Origin of the sequence: Shinella sp. WSC3-e (assembly GCF_945994535.1) — a bacterium.
Lineage (GTDB): Bacteria > Pseudomonadota > Alphaproteobacteria > Rhizobiales > Rhizobiaceae > Shinella > Shinella yambaruensis.
Genome location: NZ_OZ000530.1, coordinates 747,592 through 765,228, shown reverse-complemented (window position 1 = coordinate 765,228; position 17,637 = coordinate 747,592). Strand labels below are relative to the sequence as shown.

14 protein-coding genes are annotated in these 17,637 nt (G+C 67.7%); 6 read left to right on the top strand and 8 right to left on the bottom strand.

The window, feature by feature from the left end; genetic code table 11:
• Window positions 1-149: 149 nt before the first annotated feature.
• On the bottom strand, window positions 150-752 hold the full coding sequence (locus tag AABF56_RS03810) for a hypothetical protein (RefSeq protein ID WP_272804976.1): 603 nt from the start codon (window positions 750-752) through the stop codon (window positions 150-152).
• Between the two features lie 104 nt (window positions 753-856).
• On the opposite strand from AABF56_RS03810, the gene alr reads away from it, so the two are divergent.
• From alr to AABF56_RS03785, 5 genes are all read left to right on the top strand, one after another.
• The gene (gene alr / locus AABF56_RS03805; RefSeq protein ID WP_272804975.1) at window positions 857-2,026 is read left to right on the top strand and encodes an alanine racemase; all 1,170 of its coding nucleotides are present in this window, start codon (window positions 857-859) and stop codon (window positions 2,024-2,026) included.
• Window positions 2,027-2,148: 122 nt separating this feature from the next.
• Entirely contained in the window at window positions 2,149-3,552 is a 1,404-nt protein-coding gene (gene radA / locus AABF56_RS03800; RefSeq protein WP_245082781.1) for a DNA repair protein RadA, read from the top strand.
• 143 nt (window positions 3,553-3,695) lie between these two features.
• Window positions 3,696-4,304 carry a CvpA family protein gene (locus AABF56_RS03795; RefSeq protein WP_272804974.1) on the top strand — a complete coding sequence of 203 codons (609 nt, stop codon included), beginning with the start codon at window positions 3,696-3,698 and terminating at the stop codon, window positions 4,302-4,304.
• Window positions 4,305-4,498: 194 nt separating this feature from the next.
• The gene (purF, locus tag AABF56_RS03790) at window positions 4,499-5,992 is read left to right on the top strand and encodes an amidophosphoribosyltransferase (RefSeq protein ID WP_245082771.1); all 1,494 of its coding nucleotides are present in this window, start codon (window positions 4,499-4,501) and stop codon (window positions 5,990-5,992) included.
• Window positions 5,993-6,003: 11 nt separating this feature from the next.
• Window positions 6,004-6,744 carry an SDR family NAD(P)-dependent oxidoreductase gene (locus tag AABF56_RS03785; RefSeq protein ID WP_245082768.1) on the top strand — a complete coding sequence of 247 codons (741 nt, stop codon included), beginning with the start codon at window positions 6,004-6,006 and terminating at the stop codon, window positions 6,742-6,744.
• 332 nt (window positions 6,745-7,076) lie between these two features.
• Here the strand turns inward: AABF56_RS03785 and AABF56_RS03780 are convergent, their stop codons facing one another.
• The 5 genes from AABF56_RS03780 to AABF56_RS03760 all read right to left on the bottom strand — a co-directional run bounded on the left by AABF56_RS03780 (window position 7,077) and on the right by AABF56_RS03760 (window position 12,085).
• Window positions 7,077-8,114 (bottom strand): HlyD family secretion protein, encoded by a 1,038-nt coding sequence (locus AABF56_RS03780; RefSeq protein ID WP_272804973.1) that lies wholly within the window; start codon window positions 8,112-8,114, stop codon window positions 7,077-7,079.
• 5 nt (window positions 8,115-8,119) lie between these two features.
• A complete protein-coding gene (locus tag AABF56_RS03775; RefSeq protein ID WP_272807431.1) occupies window positions 8,120-9,694 on the bottom strand; it encodes an MFS transporter in 1,575 nt (524 codons plus the stop codon).
• Between the two features lie 125 nt (window positions 9,695-9,819).
• Entirely contained in the window at window positions 9,820-10,275 is a 456-nt protein-coding gene (locus AABF56_RS03770; RefSeq protein WP_245082762.1) for a MarR family winged helix-turn-helix transcriptional regulator, read from the bottom strand.
• Window positions 10,276-10,413: 138 nt separating this feature from the next.
• Window positions 10,414-11,265 carry a CDP-diacylglycerol--serine O-phosphatidyltransferase gene (gene pssA, locus AABF56_RS03765; RefSeq protein ID WP_245082758.1) on the bottom strand — a complete coding sequence of 284 codons (852 nt, stop codon included), beginning with the start codon at window positions 11,263-11,265 and terminating at the stop codon, window positions 10,414-10,416.
• 121 nt (window positions 11,266-11,386) lie between these two features.
• Window positions 11,387-12,085 (bottom strand): phosphatidylserine decarboxylase, encoded by a 699-nt coding sequence (locus AABF56_RS03760; RefSeq protein ID WP_272804972.1) that lies wholly within the window; start codon window positions 12,083-12,085, stop codon window positions 11,387-11,389.
• Between the two features lie 274 nt (window positions 12,086-12,359).
• Here AABF56_RS03760 and AABF56_RS03755 point away from each other — a divergent pair, with 274 nt between their 5' ends.
• A complete protein-coding gene (locus AABF56_RS03755) occupies window positions 12,360-13,007 on the top strand; it encodes a VOC family protein (protein WP_272804971.1) in 648 nt (215 codons plus the stop codon).
• Here AABF56_RS03755 and AABF56_RS03750 read toward each other — a convergent pair whose 3' ends face one another.
• Both AABF56_RS03750 and AABF56_RS03745 read right to left on the bottom strand, forming a co-directional pair.
• A complete protein-coding gene (locus tag AABF56_RS03750) occupies window positions 13,008-14,903 on the bottom strand; it encodes an ABCB family ABC transporter ATP-binding protein/permease (RefSeq protein ID WP_272804970.1) in 1,896 nt (631 codons plus the stop codon).
• Between the two features lie 189 nt (window positions 14,904-15,092).
• The gene (locus tag AABF56_RS03745; protein WP_272804969.1) at window positions 15,093-17,507 is read right to left on the bottom strand and encodes a LysM peptidoglycan-binding domain-containing protein; all 2,415 of its coding nucleotides are present in this window, start codon (window positions 17,505-17,507) and stop codon (window positions 15,093-15,095) included.
• Window positions 17,508-17,637: the final 130 nt, after the last annotated feature.

Sequence of the window (17,637 nt, the reverse complement as noted above, 5' to 3'; positions counted from 1 at the left end):
GCGCTTGCCCCTCACCCCGCAAGCGGGGAGAGGGGACCTGCCCCACGAGCGGTCATTGATCGGGGAAACCGGCACAGGCACATCCTCTTCCCCGTTTACGGGGAGAAGATGGCCGGCAGGCCGGATGAGGGGCGTTTCCCTGTCGCCCGTCACTTCCCTTCGAAGGCCGGGGCCTTGCAGAAGTCCGCCACGATGGCCAGCACCTGCCGGCCGCGTGCCTTCTGCTCCTCGTCCATCATCGGCAGATCCAGCCTGTCCGTGCAGGTTTCGTCCGCGGCATCGCTCCTGCCGGAGAGCGACAGGCGGCTCGAACAGTAAAGTCCCGCTCCGGTCAGCACGACCTGCTCCGCTTCGGGCGAAGCGAGCGGAACAGGCCTGGCCTCCGCGATCATGTCGTCGACGGAGGCATAGGCGATGGCCGTCGTCACGCGGCTGAGGTCGATGAGGCCGATCGTCAGCGTCGCCCATCTTTCCGGGAACTGCAGGGCGGAGATCGTGCGGGCGCGGCAGGGCGCGCCGGAGACTTCCAGCCGCGTCACCAGCCGCGGCGCGTTGGGATTGTCGACGATCGAATAGTAGATGTCCGCGCCGGCCTCGCGCACCGGCGCCACGCCGTCCTGGGCAAGGCCGAGCAGCACGGCATGCGCCTCGCGCATGCCGGCATCCGTGGGAGCGTCCTGCGCCGCCGCCGAGGCCTGGCCCGCAAGGACGGTCGCCATCGCTCCCAAGGCCGCCTTCATCCCTCCCCGCATGATGCTCTCCCTTTCGGCGCGGCACCATAGAGGCGGCCCCGCCCCGCGGCAATGCGGCAGGCGAGCGTATTGCCGCCATGGTCCACAGGCTGTATTTCAGGAAGATGAGCACGCACCACACGCACGCCCGATCCACCCTGCCCGTCGCCGGCGAGGACCATGCCCGCCTGACCATCGACCTTTCGGCACTTGCCGACAACTGGCGCGCGATGGCGCGGCGCTCGGGCGCCGCCCGCACCGCCGCGGTGCTGAAGGCCGACGCCTACGGCATCGGGCTGGAGCCGGCCGCCAGGACCTTTCACATGGCGGGCGCGCGCGACTTCTTCGTCGCCACGCCTACGGAAGGCGCGGCGCTGCGCGCCGTATTGCCGGATGTGCGCCTCTATGTGCTGTCGGGCATGTGGGCCGGTTCCGAGCGGCTGTTCTTCGAATTCGACCTCGTGCCCGTCATCGCCTCGGAGGAACAGCTCGCCGTCTTCATGGCCGCCGTTTCCGACGGACGCGACCATCCCTGCGTGCTGCATGTCGATACCGGCATGAGCCGGCTCGGCCTGCGCGTTGAGGATGCGCTGGCGCTTGCCGGCGACGTCGCGCGGCCGGCGAGCTTTTCGCCGATCATGCTGCTCAGCCACCTCGCCTGCGCGGATGACCCGAACCACCCGCTCAACCGCCAGCAGCTCCAGCGTTTCCGCACCGCCGTCGACGCCTTCGACGGCATCGATGCGACGCTCGCCAACTCGGCCGGCATCTTCCTCGGCGAGGACTATCACTTCACCCTCACCCGCCCCGGCATTTCGCTCTATGGCGGGGCGGCCGTCAACGACGTGCCGAACCCGATGAAACCCGTCGTCACCGCCGAGGCGCGCATCCTGCAGGTGCGCGAGGCGAAGGCCGGCGAAAGCGTCAGCTACGGCGCCACCACCGTCTTTTCCCGCGACACGCGCATCGCCGTCGCCGCGGTCGGCTATGCGGACGGCTACATGCGGGCGCTTTCCGGCTCCGGCGTGCCGCTGCGCAAGACGAACATCCCGGGCGCCAGCGGCGTGCTGCACGGCCGCATGGTGCCGCTGATCGGCCGCGTCACCATGGACCTCACGCATTTCGACGTGACGGACCTGCCGCAGGGCAGCGTCCGGGCCGGCGATTTCATCGAGCTCTTCGGCCGCAACATGCCCATCGAGGACGTGGCCCGCGCCGGCGGCACGATCGACTACGAACTCCTGACCAGCCTCGGCAGCCGCTACGAACGGCGCTACGAGGCCGCGAAAAAATAGGACACGTTCCTGTTTTGTGCTAATGGCTTGCGGAGCGATTCCCAAAGCAGTTCCAAGAAGAGGGCGAAGCGGTTTTCCGCCCGGGATTGCGTCAGACACAGCATTTCGCAAAGCGAGACCCGATGGCGAAAGCCCGCACCCAATTCGTCTGCCAGAACTGCGGCACCGCGCATTCCCGCTGGGTCGGGAAATGCGAGGGCTGCGGCGAGTGGAACACCGTCGTCGAGGAAGACCCGATGGGCGGCATCGGCTCCGGCCCCGGCAAGGTGCCGAAGAAGGGCCGGCCCGTCGCGCTGACCGCCCTGTCGGGCGAAATCGAGGAGGCGCCGCGCATCCACACCGGCATCGGCGAACTCGACCGGGCGACCGGCGGCGGTTTCGTGCGCGGCTCGGCCGTCCTGATCGGCGGCGATCCCGGCATCGGCAAGTCGACCCTCCTCATGCAGGCCGCCGCCGCCCTCTCCCGCCGCGGCCACCGCATCATCTACGTCTCGGGCGAAGAGGCGGTGGCGCAGGTGCGCCTGCGCGCCCAGCGCCTGCAGGCCGCCGAGACCGACGTGCTGCTCGCCGCCGAGACCAATGTCGAGGACATCCTCGCCACCGTCGGCGAAGGCAAGCGGCCGGACCTCGTCATCATCGATTCGATCCAGACGCTGTGGAGCGATACAGCCGAGGCCGCGCCCGGGACAGTGACGCAGGTGCGCACCGGCGTGCAGGCGATGATCCGCTTCGCCAAGCAGACCGGCGCCGCCATGGTGCTGGTCGGCCATGTCACCAAGGAGGGACAGATCGCCGGCCCGCGCGTCGTCGAGCACATGGTCGACGCCGTGCTCTATTTCGAGGGCGACCGCGGCCACCACTACCGCATCCTGCGCACGGTCAAGAACCGCTTCGGCCCGACGGACGAGATCGGCGTCTTCGAAATGTCCGACAAGGGCCTGCGCGAGGTCTCCAACCCCTCCGAGCTCTTCCTCGGCGAGCGCAATGCCAAATCGCCGGGTGCCGCTGTCTTCGCCGGCATGGAGGGCACACGGCCGGTGCTGGTCGAGGTGCAGGCGCTCGTCGCCCCAACCTCGCTCGGCACGCCGCGCCGGGCGGTCGTCGGCTGGGATTCGGCGCGGCTCTCGATGATCCTCGCCGTGCTGGAGGCCCATTGCGGCGTCCGGCTCGGGCAGCACGACGTCTACCTCAACGTGGCGGGCGGCTATCGCATCTCGGAACCGGCGGCGGACCTTGCTGTCGCCTCGGCGCTGGTTTCCTCGCTTGCCGGTCTTGCCCTTCCGGCCGATTGCGTCTATTTCGGCGAAGTCAGCCTGTCGGGCGCCATTCGCCCGGTGGCGCACACCGCCCAGCGCCTCAAGGAGGCGGAAAAGCTGGGTTTTTCGCAGGCCGTGCTCCCTGCCGGCTCCGCCGATCTGCCCAAGGGCGCCGGCGGCCGCTGGAACGAGATAGACAGCCTGCCGGATCTGGTGGCGCGCATTGCCGGATCGAAAAGCGCCCTGAAGCGGGAGGACGAGGACGTTTGACGCCCCGGCGGTCGACAAAGCCTTGTGGGAAACATGGGGCGGCATCGCGCCGAACTGAGACGACGGACACGCCTTCCGCTAAGGTGCCCCCCGCTTGAGCGGTACGGGGCCCGACGACATTTCGGGTTTGGAGTAGGACGAACATGCCCATCACAATTCTCGACGGTATCGTCATCGGCGTCGCGCTGTTCTCCGCCGTGCTGGCGATGGTGCGCGGCTTCTCGCGCGAGGTGCTTTCCGTCGCCAGCTGGGTGGGTGCCGCGGCAGCCGCCTATTTCCTCTATCCGGTCCTCCTGCCCTATGCGAAGGACTATACGACGAGCGACACGGTCGCGATGGTCGGCTCGGCCGCCGCCGTCTTCCTCGTCGCGCTCATCGTGATCTCCTTCATCACCATGCGGATTGCCGATTTCATCATCGACAGCCGCATCGGCGCGCTCGACCGCACGCTCGGCTTCCTGTTCGGCGCGGCCCGCGGCATCCTGCTCGTCGTCGTCGCCATGCTGTTCTTCAACTGGCTGGTCGCCCCGCAGCAGCAGCCCTCCTGGGTCACCACGGCGAAGTCCAAGCCGCTGCTCGACAATCTCGGCTCGCGCCTCGTGGCGCTCCTGCCGGAGGACGCCGACGCGACGATCCTCGACCGCCTGCGCGGCAAGCCGGCCGAGGGCGAAGGCGGCACGGAGGATCCGGACGGCGCCACCGGCGGCACGAACCAGACGCCCGCCGAAGAGACGCCCGCCACAAACGGATGACAAGCGATCAGGGGAGCCGACACTCGCGAGAAATGGCGAAGGCAGGCTCCCCGATTTTTTGATAGGATAGATCATCAGCCACTGACGCTTCCGGGCCTCGGTGGCAAATGCTTTCGGCAATGCCCATATGGGCCTTGCCGAACGACCCAGAACCCCGTGCAACCTCTTACGGTCCCGAGCAAAGGCTTGCAGCAATGAGCGACTTCCAGTTTCCCGGCCGCCACGACGACGATCTCGACGGCGACACGCTTCACGAGGAGTGCGGCGTCTTCGGCATTCTCGGCCATCCGGAAGCCGCGACGCTGACGGCGCTCGGCCTGCACGCGCTGCAGCACCGTGGCCAGGAAGCCGCCGGCATCGTCTCCTTCGACGGCAAGCAGTTCCACACGGAAAAGCATATGGGCCTTGTCGGCGACCACTATACGAACCCGGTGACGCTCGCAAAGCTCCCCGGCAACATGGCGATCGGCCACACCCGCTATTCCACCACCGGGGAAGTGGCGCTGCGCAACGTACAGCCGCTCTTTGCAGAACTGGAAGTCGGCGGCATCGCCGTCGCCCATAACGGCAACTTCACCAACGGCCTGACGCTGCGCCGGCAGATCATCGCCGGCGGCGCGATCTGTCAGTCGACCTCGGACACGGAGGTCGTGCTCCACCTCATCGCCCGCTCGCGCTACACCTCCACGACGGACCGCTTCATCGACGCCATCCGCCAGATGGAAGGCGGCTATTCGATGCTCGGCATCACCCGCACCAAGCTGATCGCCGCGCGCGACCCCACGGGCATCCGCCCGCTCGTCATGGGCGAGCTCGACGGCAAGCCGATCTTCGCCTCGGAAACCTGCGCGCTCGACATCATCGGCGCGAAATACATCCGTGACGTCGAGAACGGCGAGATCATCGTCTGCGAGATCCAGCCGGACGGCTCGATCACCATCGAGGCCAAGAAATCGGGCAACCCGCAGCCGGAGCGCCTCTGCCTCTTCGAATATGTCTATTTCGCCCGCCCCGATTCCGTCGTCGGCGGCCGCTCGGTCTATGTGGCGCGCAAGAACATGGGCATGAACCTTGCCAAGGAGCACCCGGTCGAGGGCGACGTCGTCGTTCCGGTGCCGGACGGCGGCACGCCCGCCGCGCTCGGCTATGCGCAGGAGAGCGGCATCCCGTTCGAATACGGCATCATCCGCAACCACTATGTGGGCCGCACCTTCATCGAGCCAACGCAGCAGATCCGCGCCTTCGGCGTCAAGCTGAAGCACTCGGCCAACCGCGCGATGATCGCCGGCAAGCGCGTCATCCTCGTCGACGATTCGATCGTGCGCGGCACGACGTCGCTGAAGATCGTGCAGATGATCCGCGATGCGGGCGCGAAGGAAGTGCATATCCGCGTCGCCAGCCCGATGATCTTCTACCCCGACTTCTACGGCATCGACACGCCCGACCGGGACAAGCTGCTCGCCAACCAGTACAACGACGTCAAGGCGATGGCGAAGTATATCGGCGCGGATTCGCTGGAATTCCTCTCCATCGACGGGCTCTACCGCGCCGTCGGCGGCGAGGACCGCAACCCGGCCCGTCCGCAGTTCACCGACCACTACTTCACCGGCGACTATCCGACGCGCCTCCTTGACAAGGAAGGCGAGACGATGGGACGGAAGGTCTCGGTTCTGGCAAGCAACGGATAATTGAAGACATCATGAGCATCGACCTGAAAGGCCGCCTCGCGCTGGTCACCGGCGCGTCGCGCGGCATCGGCTATTTCACCGCCCTCGAACTCGCGAAGGCCGGTGCGCATGTCATCGCCTGCGCCCGCACGGTCGGCGGCCTGGAAGAACTGGACGATGCGATCAAGGCGGCCGGCGGCGCGGCGACGCTGGTGCCCTTCGACCTCGCCGACATGCCGGCGATCGACAAGCTCGGCGGATCGATCTTCGAGCGCTGGGGCAAGCTCGACATCCTCGTGGCGAATGCCGGCGTGCTCGGCACGATCTCGCCGATCGGCCATGTCGAGGCGAAGGTGTTCGAGAGGGTGATGACGATCAACGTCACGTCCACCTGGCGGCTCATCCGCTCGGTCGAGCCGCTGCTCTTGAAGTCGGACGCCGGCCGCGCCGTCATCCTCTCGTCCAGCGCCGCGCACAAGTGCAAGCCCTTCTGGGGGCCCTACTCGGCCTCCAAGGCCGCCGTCGAGGCGCTGGCGCGCACCTGGGCCGGCGAGACGCAGCGCACGGCGCTCCGCATCACCGCGCTCGATCCCGGCGCCACCCGCACCGCCATGCGCGCCCAGGCGATCCCCGGCGAGGACCCGTCGACCGTGCAGCATCCCTCGGAAGTCGCCAGGGCCATCCTGCCGCTGGTCGCGCCGGATTATGCCGAGACGGGGAAGTTGTTCGACATGCGCCAGGGACGTCTGCTGGACTATCGTTTGCCGGAGTGATTCCGGCGGGCTTTCACGCCACTTCGAGACCGCCGGACCGTTCCATCTCAACCATTCGAGCCGTGTGTGCCGCGTGGATGGTCGGGTCAAGCCCGACCATGACGGAGGGTGGGTGAAGGTTGGCAGGCAAGCCATTGGTGCTATTGGACAAGGGGCCTCCGGCATTCTTGACGGTGGAGCGGCTGGCGCTGTCGGCTGAAGAGCCATCGACGCCGCCTTCTCTCCCGTCATGTTCCACCGCCCTCTCCCCCATTGTTACCCTCCGCCCTCTCCTCCGTCATGGTCGGGCTTGACCCGACCATCCACGCCACGCCCGCGAACAGCGGCTTTCCTTACTTCCCCACCACCGTCGTCACCACCACCGAAAGCCCCGGCGCAAGGTATTTCGCCAACGCCTGCCCGTCGTCGATGGCGATGCGCACGGGCACGCGCTGGGCGACCTTCGTGAAATTGCCGGTGGCGTTGTCCGGCTTGATCACGCTGAACTCCGAGCCGGTGGCGGGCGAGAAGCGCTCGACACGGCCGGTCAGCGTGGCGTGCTTCAGCGCATCGACGCTGACCTCGACCTTCTGGCCCGGCTTGATATAGGCGAGCTGCGTTTCCTTGAAATTGGCGATGACCCAGGTGTCGTGTGGAACGACGGCCATGAGCTGCGTGCCGGCGGCAACATACTGGCCGAGCTTGACGCCCACCTCGCCCACTGCACCGTCGCGCGGAGCCGTGATGACGGTGTTGGAGAGGTCGATCTTGGCAAGCTCCACCGAGGCTTCCGCGCCCGCCACCGCGGCACGCAGGGAATCGCGGCCGACGATGATCGTCTGCAGGTCCTGCCGGGAGACCTCAAGGTTCGCCTGCGCCTGCGCGATGGCGGCCTCCGCCTGGTCGAGCGTGGTGCGGCTCTGCTCGCGGTCGCTCTGGGTGGCGATGCCCTTGTTCGACAATTCCTCGATGCGGTTCCAGCTTTCCTCCGCCCGGCGCTTGGCGTAGGTCGCGCTGTCGAGCGCCGCCTCGCTGGCGCCGATGCGGGCCCTGGCGGCGTTCTCCTGCTGCTCGGAATTGGCGAGCGCCGCCTTCTGGCTGGCAAGCGTGGCATTGGCCTGCTCGACCTTCTGGCGGAAGATGCGGTCGTCGAGACGGGCGAGCACGGCGCCGGCCTTGACCATCTCGTAGTCCTTCACGGACACCTCGGTGACGTAACCGGCGAGCTGCGGGCTGATCAGCGTCACGTAGCCGCGCACATAGGCGTTGTCCGTCGTCTGGACCTCGCTGGCAAAGGGCGGCAGCTGCCAGGCGTAGAGCACCGCGCCGATGCCGGCCACGCCGAGGACGAGGGCGAGAGCGGTGGCGGTGTTGCGGATGTAAGTCTTCATTTCGGTCAACCTTCAACGGCCGCCGGCCCGCCGCTGCGGGCGCCGGCCTCTCTGATACGGATGTAAAGCATGTGGATGGCCAGCGCCGTCGCGGCACCGACGGCGAGCAGCGCGATGACGAGGAAGGCATCGTTGTGGGCGAGCACATTGGCCTCCCGCGTCACCTGCTGGCCGAGCAGCGCGACGCCCTCCGCCTTCAGCACGGCCGGATCGGTGATCGTGTGGCCATAGGCCGCGGAAAGCTGCGCCACACGGCCCGAGACCAGCGGATCGGCCAGTGTCATCGCCTCGGCGAGGATGTTCGAGTGGAATTTCTCGCGCAGCGTGATGAAGGAGCCGAACAGCGCCGAGCCGGCAAGGCCGCCGAGGCTCTGCGTCACCAGGAAGACAACGATGAAGCTGAGGATGTATTGCGGCCCCTTGCGCAGCGCCAGCGTGAAGCCCGAGGCGATGGCCGGCGGCAGGAACAGGCTGCCGCCGGCGGCGATCATCGCCTGGCTCAGATACATCTGCTCCGGCCGCGTCAGGTTCGTCGCCCGGCTGTCGAGAAAGGCGCCGACACCGATCAGGAGAAGCGCCGCCATGTGGATGCCGGGCTCCCGGCCGGGCTTCAGGATGGCCGCGCAGAGAAGGCCGCCCGCGGCGGTGGCGAGCGCCACCATGCCGTAGAGCCCGGTGAGCTGGTCGTTCTGCAGGCCGGTGATCTGGAAGAAATTGCCGGCGACGGCGGTCTGCTCGGCGAGCATCAGCCGGAACAGCACCAGCACGGCGGCGAAGTGCAGCATCTCGCGGCTGAGCAGCCAGCGCAGGTCGATCAGCGGCCTCTCCCGGTTGAGCTCGATGACGGCGGCGATGGTGAGCGCGCCGATCATGACGACAAGCAGCTCGCCGATCCAGCGGGCCTCCAGCCACCAATATTGCCGGCCGAGCACGAGCACGACGGCGCCCGCGCCGAAGCCGACGGCGATGAACAGATAGCTGACGATATCGATCTTCTCGATGACCTTCACCCGCGGCGGCGGCGTGAGCGGCAGGAGATAGATCGCCGCGAAGGACAGCATGGCGAGCGCCAGCTCGAAATGCAGCAGCGCCCGCACGCCGCCGAGATCGATGAGCGCCGGCGAGACGAAGCGGGTGAGCGGGGCGGCGAGGCCGATATTGGTCAGCGCGAGCGAGATGCCAATCGTCAGCTTGCGCGCCGGGCTGAAGGCCTCCAGCATGTAGAGGAAGCCGAGCGAGGAGAGCGGCGCGGCCGCGATGCCGGCGAAGAAGCGCAGCACGAGGGCGGAGTGCAGGTCCGTGATGAAGATATGCGCCACCGACACGAGGAGGAAGACGGCGATGCCGAGCTCGGCGAAGGGACGCAGGCCGTACTGGTTTCGGATCTTGATGAGCGCCAGCGAGAGCGAGGCGTTGGGGGCCATGTAGGCGGCCATCAGCCAGGTCGCCTCGGCGGTGGTGGCGCCGAACGGGCCCTGGAGCTGCGGGATGTTGGCGGCCACGAGGTTCATGCCGAAGCCCTGCGTCATGGCAAGCAGGGTGGAGGCGGCCATGTAGGCGGCGGCGCGCGGCGGCGCCATGGGCGGTGGCGGGGGCGGAGCGGCGGCAGGCGTCTCCCCGGCCGGTTTCTCGCCGGCCGGCTCCTCCGCGCCGGATTGCGGCGGTTCGCCCTCTCCCTTGCGCCCGCCTTGGGCGGGACCGGTGCTCATGCCTCGACGCTCTCCCGACAGCTCTTCGCGATATTGTCGGACATCGCGGCGAAGACCTTGACGGTGGTCGACATGTCATGGGCCGAGATGCTCCTCAGCACGTCGGCGCGTAGCGAGCGGGCAAGATCCAGCACCTCCTCGGCGACCTTGGCGCCGCGCGGCGTCATGACGATCTGCTTGGCGCGGCGATCGCCTTCCACTGACTGGCGCTCGATGAAGCCCTGCTTCTCCATGCCGTCGAGCAGGCGCACGAGCGTCGGCGTCTCGATGTCGAGCTCGTCGGCCAACTCGCGCTGGTTGAGATTGACGCCGCGGCCGAGGATCAGAAGCGCGCGGGCGCGCGGCAGCGTCAGCCCCCGCTCCTTCACGCGGGCATCGAACAGGGCGCGCATCTTGCGCTGCACGCGGGAAAGGTCGTCGAGGATACGCTCGTGCGGATCGGATATGCTCATCTCGGTAGCCCAAAAACAATTAGCTTGCTATCTATTTGAAGGCTAGTTAGTCGACCTACAGCAGGAAATCAAGCCCCGCCCGCGACGAGCGGACAGGGCTTGGGCAAGGCTCACGCGGATGTGACGGCCGGGCGAGGACTATTGCCCGTCGGGCTCCTCGGGGAACTCGCTGGCGCCGTGCGTCACCGGCGCGGTCCAGCCGCCATATTTGCGCTGCCAGGAACGGGCGCCGAACGGCAGGGTCGCCAGGTAGGCGACGACCGTCACCACCATGGTCTCCCAGGTGAAGCTCATCAGGGTCGCGACATAGAGCACGACGAGCAGGATGCCCGGCAGCACGAGATCGCGGCGGATGCGGCTGCCTTCCGACTTGCCGGACCAGACCGGCAGGCGGCTGACCAGCAGGAAGCCGATCAGCACCGTGTAGCCGGAGGCGAGGTAGGCGAAGAGCGGGCTCGGCGCAAGGCCGAGAAAGCCGAGATAGACCGGCAGCAGCACCAGCATGCCGCCCGCGGGGGCCGGCACGCCGACGAAATATTCCGTCTGCCATTTGGCCTTGGTCTCGCGCTCGGCCATGACGTTGAAGCGCGCAAGGCGCAGGCCCGCGGCGATGGTGTAGATCAACGCCGCGATCCAGCCGAAGGAGCGCGCCTGGTCGAGGATGAAGACATAGAGCACGAGCGCCGGGGCAACGCCGAAATTGATGATGTCGGCGAGCGAATCCATCTGGCCGCCGAATTTCGAGGTAGCCTTCAGGAGGCGCGCGACGCGCCCGTCGATGCCATCCAGAAAGGCCGCGAGCAGCACCATGCCGACGGCGAGCTCATAGCGGTTCTCGAAGGCGAGCCTGATGCCCGTGAGGCCCGCGCAGATGGCAAGCACCGTGATGACGTTCGGAATGATGACGCGCAGCGGGATCTCCCGCAGGCGCGGGCCCCGCGCCTCGTCGTTCGGTCCATTCGGCTCATAGGGCGGAAAGGGTGTGTCCATCGCTTTTCGCTTCGCTGTTTTCAGGCAGTAGGCAGTAGGCAGTAGGCAGTAGGCAGTAGGCAGTAGAAGATAGTTTCTCGAACCCTATTGCCTACTGCCTACTGCCTACATCCTCGTTTCCTCATCCCCTGCGGCTGATCACCGGCCCCTTGGCCGAGCCGAATTCCGCCAGCACCGTCTCGCCGGCGATCGCCGTCTGGCCGACGCTGACGCGCGGCTGGGCGCCGGCCGGCAGGAAGACGTCGAGGCGCGAGCCGAAGCGGATGAGGCCGAAACGCTCGCCGGCCTCCAGGCTGTCGTTCATGTTGGTCCAGCACAGGATGCGGCGGGCGACGAGACCAGCGATCTGCACGACGCCGATCGGCCCGTGCGCGCTCTCGATGACGAGGCCGTTGCGCTCGTTCTCCTGGCTCGCCTTGTCGAGGTCGGCATTCAGGAACTTGCCGGCGCGATAGGCGACGCGCGCAACGCGGCCGCGCATCGGCGCGCGGTTCACATGGCAGTTGAAGACGTTCATGAAGACCGAGATGCGCAGCATCGGCTGGTCGCCGAGCTCCAGTTCGGCCGGCGGCGTCACCATGGCGACGGCCGAGACGCGGCCATCGGCCGGGCTGATCACAAGATCGTCATCCTGCGGCGTCAGGCGCTCGGGGTCGCGGAAGAAATAGGCGCACCAGGCGGTGAGCACGAAGCCGATCCACATCAGCGGTTCCCAGGCCGCGCCGAGCAGCAGCGAGGCGACGAAGAAGCCGGCCACGAACTTCCAGCCCTCCCGATGGATCGGCACCAGGGTGCTGCGTATCGTATCGACCAAACTCATCTTCCGACATCTCCTGATGATTTCACGCCATCGACCTAGCGTGAAATGGCGATGGGAGCAATGCGGCGTGGCGATTAGCCCCCAGCGGGCGGCCCTTCCCGGGGCTCAACCCGGCGGGCGCGGAAAAGGTTCCGCGGCCGTCCGATGCCCGGTCCCCGGCCCTCTGGTTGACAAGCGCCGGCCGGTGCGGGCACACTTTCACTGTTGCTGTAGGGCGCATCGGCGGGAGCCGAAGGGGCAATGCCCACCTACGACCGAAACCTTAGCCGCGCCCATGCCGAACCTCGAAAACCTCCGCAAGCAGGCCAAGCAATATCTGCGCTGGCATCGCGAGCGACACCATCCGGTGGCGGCGGTCATCCGCGCCACCCTGCCCCGCTTCCGGCATCTGACGGATCGGGAGGTACTGGATGCCTCGTTCTCGCTTGCCGATGCGCAGGCGCTCGTCGCCCGCCAGAACGGTTTTCCGGATTGGCCGGCGCTCAGGACAGGAGCCCCCACCGTGCGCAGCACGACTGAAAACATGCCGCAAGGCCCGATCCTCAGCGGAGCGGAGCCGGTGCTCTATGTGACCGATTTCGCCGCCTCCCTCGCCTTCTTCACGGAAAAACTCGGCTTTACCGTCGATTTTACCTACGGCGATCCGCCGTTCTACGGGGTCGTCGCGCGCGACCGGGCACGGCTCTGCCTGCGGCTGGTGCGCGAGCCCGTCTTCCTCGGCGATGTCCGCCGACGGGAGGACCTGCTGTCAGCCTCGATCACACTCGACAGCGCGGCGGCGATCAAGACGCTTTTCCTCGACTATCAGACGGCCGGCGTGACCTTCCACAGCACGCTGATGACGCAGCCCTGGGGCACGCGCACCTTCATCCTGCTCGACCCCGACGGCAACCTGATCCTCTTTGCCGCACCCGGGGAGTGATCACTCGGCCGCCGGCGCGCCGCGCAGGATGACGCCGAGCTCGTCGCTCTCGCGCACCTGCTTCAGGCGCTCCTCGGCCTGCACGGCCTCGCGCTGGCGGTTCCACATGGAGGCGTAGAGGCCGTCGTCGCGCTGCATCAGCTCGCTGTGCGTGCCCCGCTCGGCGATGCCGCCGTCCTTCAGCACGATGATCTCGTCCGCCGAAATGACGGTGGAGAGGCGGTGGGCGATGACGAGCGTGGTGCGGTTCTTCGACACGACGTCGAGCGCGGCCTGGATCTCCTGCTCCGTGCGGGTGTCGAGCGCCGAGGTCGCCTCGTCGAGGATGAGGATCGGCGGGCTCTTCAGGATGGTACGGGCGATGGCGACGCGCTGCTTCTCGCCGCCGGAAAGCTTCAGCCCGCGCTCGCCGACCATCGCCTTGAAGCCTTCCGGCAGGTGGCGGATGAAGGGGCCGATCTGCGCCGCCTCGGCAGCGGCGGCCACGTCCGCATCGCTCGCGTCCGGCCGGCCGTAGCGGATGTTGTAGGCGATCGTGTCGTTGAACAGCACGGTATCCTGCGGCACCATGCCGATCACCGCGCGCAGGCTCTTCTGCGTGACGTCGCGCACATCCTGCCCGTCGATGGTGATCGCCCCCTCCTGCACGTCGTAGAAGCGGTAGAGCAGCCGCGAGAGCGTCGATTTCCCCGCGCCGGACGGGCCGACGACGGCGACGGTCTTGCCGGCGGGCACGTCGAAGGAGACGCCCTTGAGGATCGGCCGGGCCGGATCATAGGCGAAGTGCACATCCTTGAAGGAGATCGCGCCGTCGGCGACGACGAGGTCGGCGGCGCCGGGCTTGTCCTGCACCTCCTCCTCCACCTCGAGCAGGTCGAACATCTGCTCGATATCCGTCAGGCCCTGGCGGATTTCGCGGTAGACGAAGCCGATGAAGTTGAGCGGGATGGCGAGCTGGATCAGCATGGCGTTGATGAAGACGAAATCGCCGACCGTCTGCTCGCCGCGCTGCACGGCAAGCGCCGACATTGCCATCATCACCGCCATGCCGACGCCGAAGATCAGCGCCTGGCCGAAGTTGAGCCAGCCGAGCGAGGTCCAGACCTGCGTCGCCGCCTTCTCGTAGCGCGCCATGGACTGGTCGAAGCGGCGGGCCTCCATCTCCTCGTTGCCGAAATACTTGACCGTCTCGAAGTTCAGCAGCGAATCGATCGCCTTGGTGTTGGCCTCGGTGTCGCTGTCGTTCATCGAGCGGCGGATGGAGATGCGCCAGTCGCTCGCCCTGACCGTGAACCAGATGTAGAGCCAGACGGTGGCGGCGGTGACGAGGAGATATTGCAGACCGTAGCCCCACCAGAAGACGGCGGCGGTGAGCAGGAACTCGATGAAGGTCGGCACGCTGTTGAGGATCGTGAAGCGCACGATCGTCTCGATGCCCTTGGTGCCGCGCTCGATGACGCGCGAAAGCCCTCCGGTGCGCCGCTCCAGATGGAAGCGCAGCGACAGGCGGTGCAGGTGCACGAAGGTGCGGTAGGCGAGCTGGCGCACGGCATATTGCCCGACGCTGGCAAAGAGCGCGTCGCGCAACTGGTTGAGGCCGGCCTGCAGGATGCGCGCGCCGTTATAGGCGAAGACCAGCATGACCGCGCCGAGCAGGAAAGCGGGCAGAAGCGAGACGGCATCCGCCTTACCGTTCAGCGCATCGGTCGCCCATTTGAAGAAATAGGGCACCAGCAGCAGCACGATCTTGGAGAGAAGCAGGAAGACCGAGGCCCAGACGACGCGCATCTTCAGGTCCGGCCGATCGGAGGGCCACATATAGGGCCAGAGGTTCACCAGCGTGTGGAGGGGATTGCTGCTGTCGGCCGAAACCGTCTTCTTTCTGGTCGTCGCCACGCTGGCCTCCGCCGGATCGCCGTCACGCCCCGGCCTTCGTTTTGTCCTGGACTGCCGAATGAAAATGCGGCGCCCGGTGGGGCGCCGCATGGGGGAGATAGGTCCTTGCCGGCCGCTTCGCAACAGCCGGCCGGAAATTGTCCTTGCGCAATTCCGGCAAAACCGCTTCGGCGCCGGACTTGCCGAGGATCAATCGCCGCGAACGCGCTTGCGGTGCAGTTCCTCCGCCTCCGCGTCGCTTTCCACGGTCTTGTCCGGCACGCCGAAGACCTGGCCGGGGATGATGCGGTCCGGATCGGTGATCTGGTCCTCGTTGGCGAGGTAGATCGTCGTGTAGCGCACGCCCTTGCCGTAGATGCGGCGGGAGATCTGCCAGAGCGTATCGCCGCGGCGGATGATGACCGAGGTCTTGCTCTCTTGCAGCGGGGCCTGCTCCACCGTTTCCGGCTCCTCGGCCACCGCCTGGCCGCTGCCCGTCGCGGCGGCTTCGCCCGTGGCGGCGGTGCCGCTCTCGCCGCCGGTCGCCGCCGGCGTGCCTTCGGCGCTGGCCGTACCGTTGTCCGCTGTCGCGGTTTCGGCCGTCGATGCGGCACCGGTCGCCGAGGCGGCGCCTTCGCCCGCAGCCGCCACGGCACTGGCCGCGGCGGTCAGCGAGGGCATGCCCTCGAGCGCCACGAGCGCCTGCTGGTAGGCCTCCTTGCCGGCGCCGGCCGGAACCGCGGCAAGGCGGTCGAGCGCGGTCGAGGCCCAGCCCTTCAGCTTCTCGATCGCCGCCGTCACATCCGCGGCCGTGCCGGCCGGCGGCGTGAAACCGGTAATGCCCTTGAGGGCCCCTTCAAGCGCGGTGCGGGCAGTCTGGATCTCCGCCGTCGTCGCATTGCGGCCATCGGAGAACAGCGCCACGAACTGCTGCTGGAGCGCGGTCGCCTGGCCGGCCAGCGCCTCGATGGAGCTGTCCGCCGCAGCCGAGGCAGCGCCCACCACGGCCTCCGCCTTCTCGATAGCCGGTGCCAGCGCATCGGCGACGGCAGTCTCGATCGACGCAAGGGCACCGCCGACAGCGGCGGCATCCTTCGGCAGGGCCTGGAGACGGGCCAGCGCCGAAGCGGCGGCGGCCGACGCCCTGGCCGCCATGTCGCGGGCCGCCTCGCCCTCTTCGAGGCCGGGCTTGAACTCGGCCAGCGATTTCAGCGCGATCTCGGTCGCGGAACGGGCAGCCGCCAGTTCCTCGGCGGTCGGCACGCGGCCGTCGGCATAAAGGCCCTTGAGCAGGGCCACCGCCTTGTCGGCCTCGGCACGCAGCCTGTCGAACGTGCCGCCGCCGATGAGGCCGAGCGCCGGGCCGGTATCGCCCGCGGCATCCTCCTGCGCCACCACGGCGACCTGCTCGCCTTCCGGCCGATCGAACGGAACGGAGGCGCGAAATTCGACCTTGCCGCCGTCGGGGCTCATCACATCGGCGCGGATCGTGTGGCGGCCGACCGAAAGGTCGATCGTGCCGTCGGCCACGTAGCGGCCTTCGCCATCCGCCTTCGCCTCGCCGACGAGCTTGTCGTCGGCATAGATGCGCACCAGCGCGCCCGGCTTGGCGGTGCCGGCGATGAACATGCGCTCGCCTTCCAGCTCGACAGCAGAAACGCGCGCCTGGGGCTTGGCCGCCGTTTCCGTCGCCGCGGTGCCGGCCGTGCCGTTCGCGGTCTCCGTCGCGGCGGCACCGGCGGTTGCCGCCTCGCCGGTGGTCGCGGCGGTCTCGCCGGCGGCTTCCGCCGTTTCGCTCGCGGCCGGCTTCTCGTCCGCCACGGTACCGGCAGCGCCCGTGTCACTGGCCGTCGCGGTCTCGCCGGCGGGCTGGTCGATCGTCTTTTCCGCCGCGCCGGCAGTCTCGCCGGCCGCCTTCTCCGCGGCCTCCGGCACCGTGATCAGGCGGCTCGCCTCGCCGGGCCTGGAGACCATGGCAAGGAGATCGCCGCCGGCGTCCTTCGGCACGGAGACGGTTGCCACCTCTTCCGAGGTCTTCGAGGCGCCCTTGTCGTCCTTCGTGCTCAAGGTGAGCTGGTAGTCGCCGGCAGCAAGCGGCTGCTCGAAGACGGCGGCGAAATCGCCGGACGGGCCGATGTCGGCCGTTGCGACGACGGTCTCGCCGTTCCTGATCTCCAGTGTGGTGTTCGGCTGGCCGCGGCCGGCGATCACGGTGGAGCCGTCCGGCTCGACACGCAGCAGATCGAAGGCGGGCGTGACCCAGCCGGCGGCCGGATCGGCCGGCGTCGTTTCCGCCTTGGCGATCTCTTGGGTCGCCGTTGCCGTCTTGCCCGCCGTGGCGTCGGCCGGCTTCTCGCCCTCGGTGCCAGCCTCGGTGCCGGCGGCCGCATCGCCTGTCGCGCCGTCACCCGTCGCCGCCTCGCCGGTTGCAGTTGTCGAACGGGCCTGCTTGCCGTCGGCCGTCGTGGTCTCGCCGCCGCCTTGCGTCGTCGTCGTGGTAAGGGTTGCGACCGGGGTTTCCGCCGGCTTGTCCTTGTTCATGTTGGGCAGCACGAAGAAGACCATGAGCAGCGTTGCCGCCGCCAGCACGATCAAGGCCACCAGACCGGTCTTGTTCTTCATCATCAACTCTCTCTCTGTCCCGGTTTCCCGGGGGTCCCCTCCTGAAATTGCTATCGATTCCCAATGTTCTGCACAAGGTTCCCGGGACGTTCCGGGGCGTGTGCCCCGTGCTTTTTCGTCATTATCCTTGACG

What these genes read in the sequence shown, in the direction of transcription:
- AABF56_RS03770 (WP_245082762.1), bottom strand. Translation starts at nt 10,275, where the DNA reads ATGAGCATATCCGATCCGCACGAGCGTATCCTCGACGACCTTTCCCGC.
- AABF56_RS03755 (WP_272804971.1), top strand. Translation starts at nt 12,360, where the DNA reads ATGCCGAACCTCGAAAACCTCCGCAAGCAGGCCAAGCAATATCTGCGC.
- AABF56_RS03810 (WP_272804976.1), bottom strand. Translation starts at nt 752, where the DNA reads ATGCGGGGAGGGATGAAGGCGGCCTTGGGAGCGATGGCGACCGTCCTT.
- radA (WP_245082781.1), top strand. Translation starts at nt 2,149, where the DNA reads ATGGCGAAAGCCCGCACCCAATTCGTCTGCCAGAACTGCGGCACCGCG.
- pssA (WP_245082758.1), bottom strand. Translation starts at nt 11,265, where the DNA reads ATGGACACACCCTTTCCGCCCTATGAGCCGAATGGACCGAACGACGAG.
- AABF56_RS03745 (WP_272804969.1), bottom strand. Translation starts at nt 17,507, where the DNA reads ATGATGAAGAACAAGACCGGTCTGGTGGCCTTGATCGTGCTGGCGGCG.
- AABF56_RS03795 (WP_272804974.1), top strand. Translation starts at nt 3,696, where the DNA reads ATGCCCATCACAATTCTCGACGGTATCGTCATCGGCGTCGCGCTGTTC.
- AABF56_RS03775 (WP_272807431.1), bottom strand. Translation starts at nt 9,694, where the DNA reads ATGGCGCCGCCGCGCGCCGCCGCCTACATGGCCGCCTCCACCCTGCTT.
- alr (WP_272804975.1), top strand. Translation starts at nt 857, where the DNA reads ATGAGCACGCACCACACGCACGCCCGATCCACCCTGCCCGTCGCCGGC.
- purF (WP_245082771.1), top strand. Translation starts at nt 4,499, where the DNA reads ATGAGCGACTTCCAGTTTCCCGGCCGCCACGACGACGATCTCGACGGC.
- AABF56_RS03785 (WP_245082768.1), top strand. Translation starts at nt 6,004, where the DNA reads ATGAGCATCGACCTGAAAGGCCGCCTCGCGCTGGTCACCGGCGCGTCG.
- AABF56_RS03780 (WP_272804973.1), bottom strand. Translation starts at nt 8,114, where the DNA reads ATGAAGACTTACATCCGCAACACCGCCACCGCTCTCGCCCTCGTCCTC.
- AABF56_RS03760 (WP_272804972.1), bottom strand. Translation starts at nt 12,085, where the DNA reads ATGAGTTTGGTCGATACGATACGCAGCACCCTGGTGCCGATCCATCGG.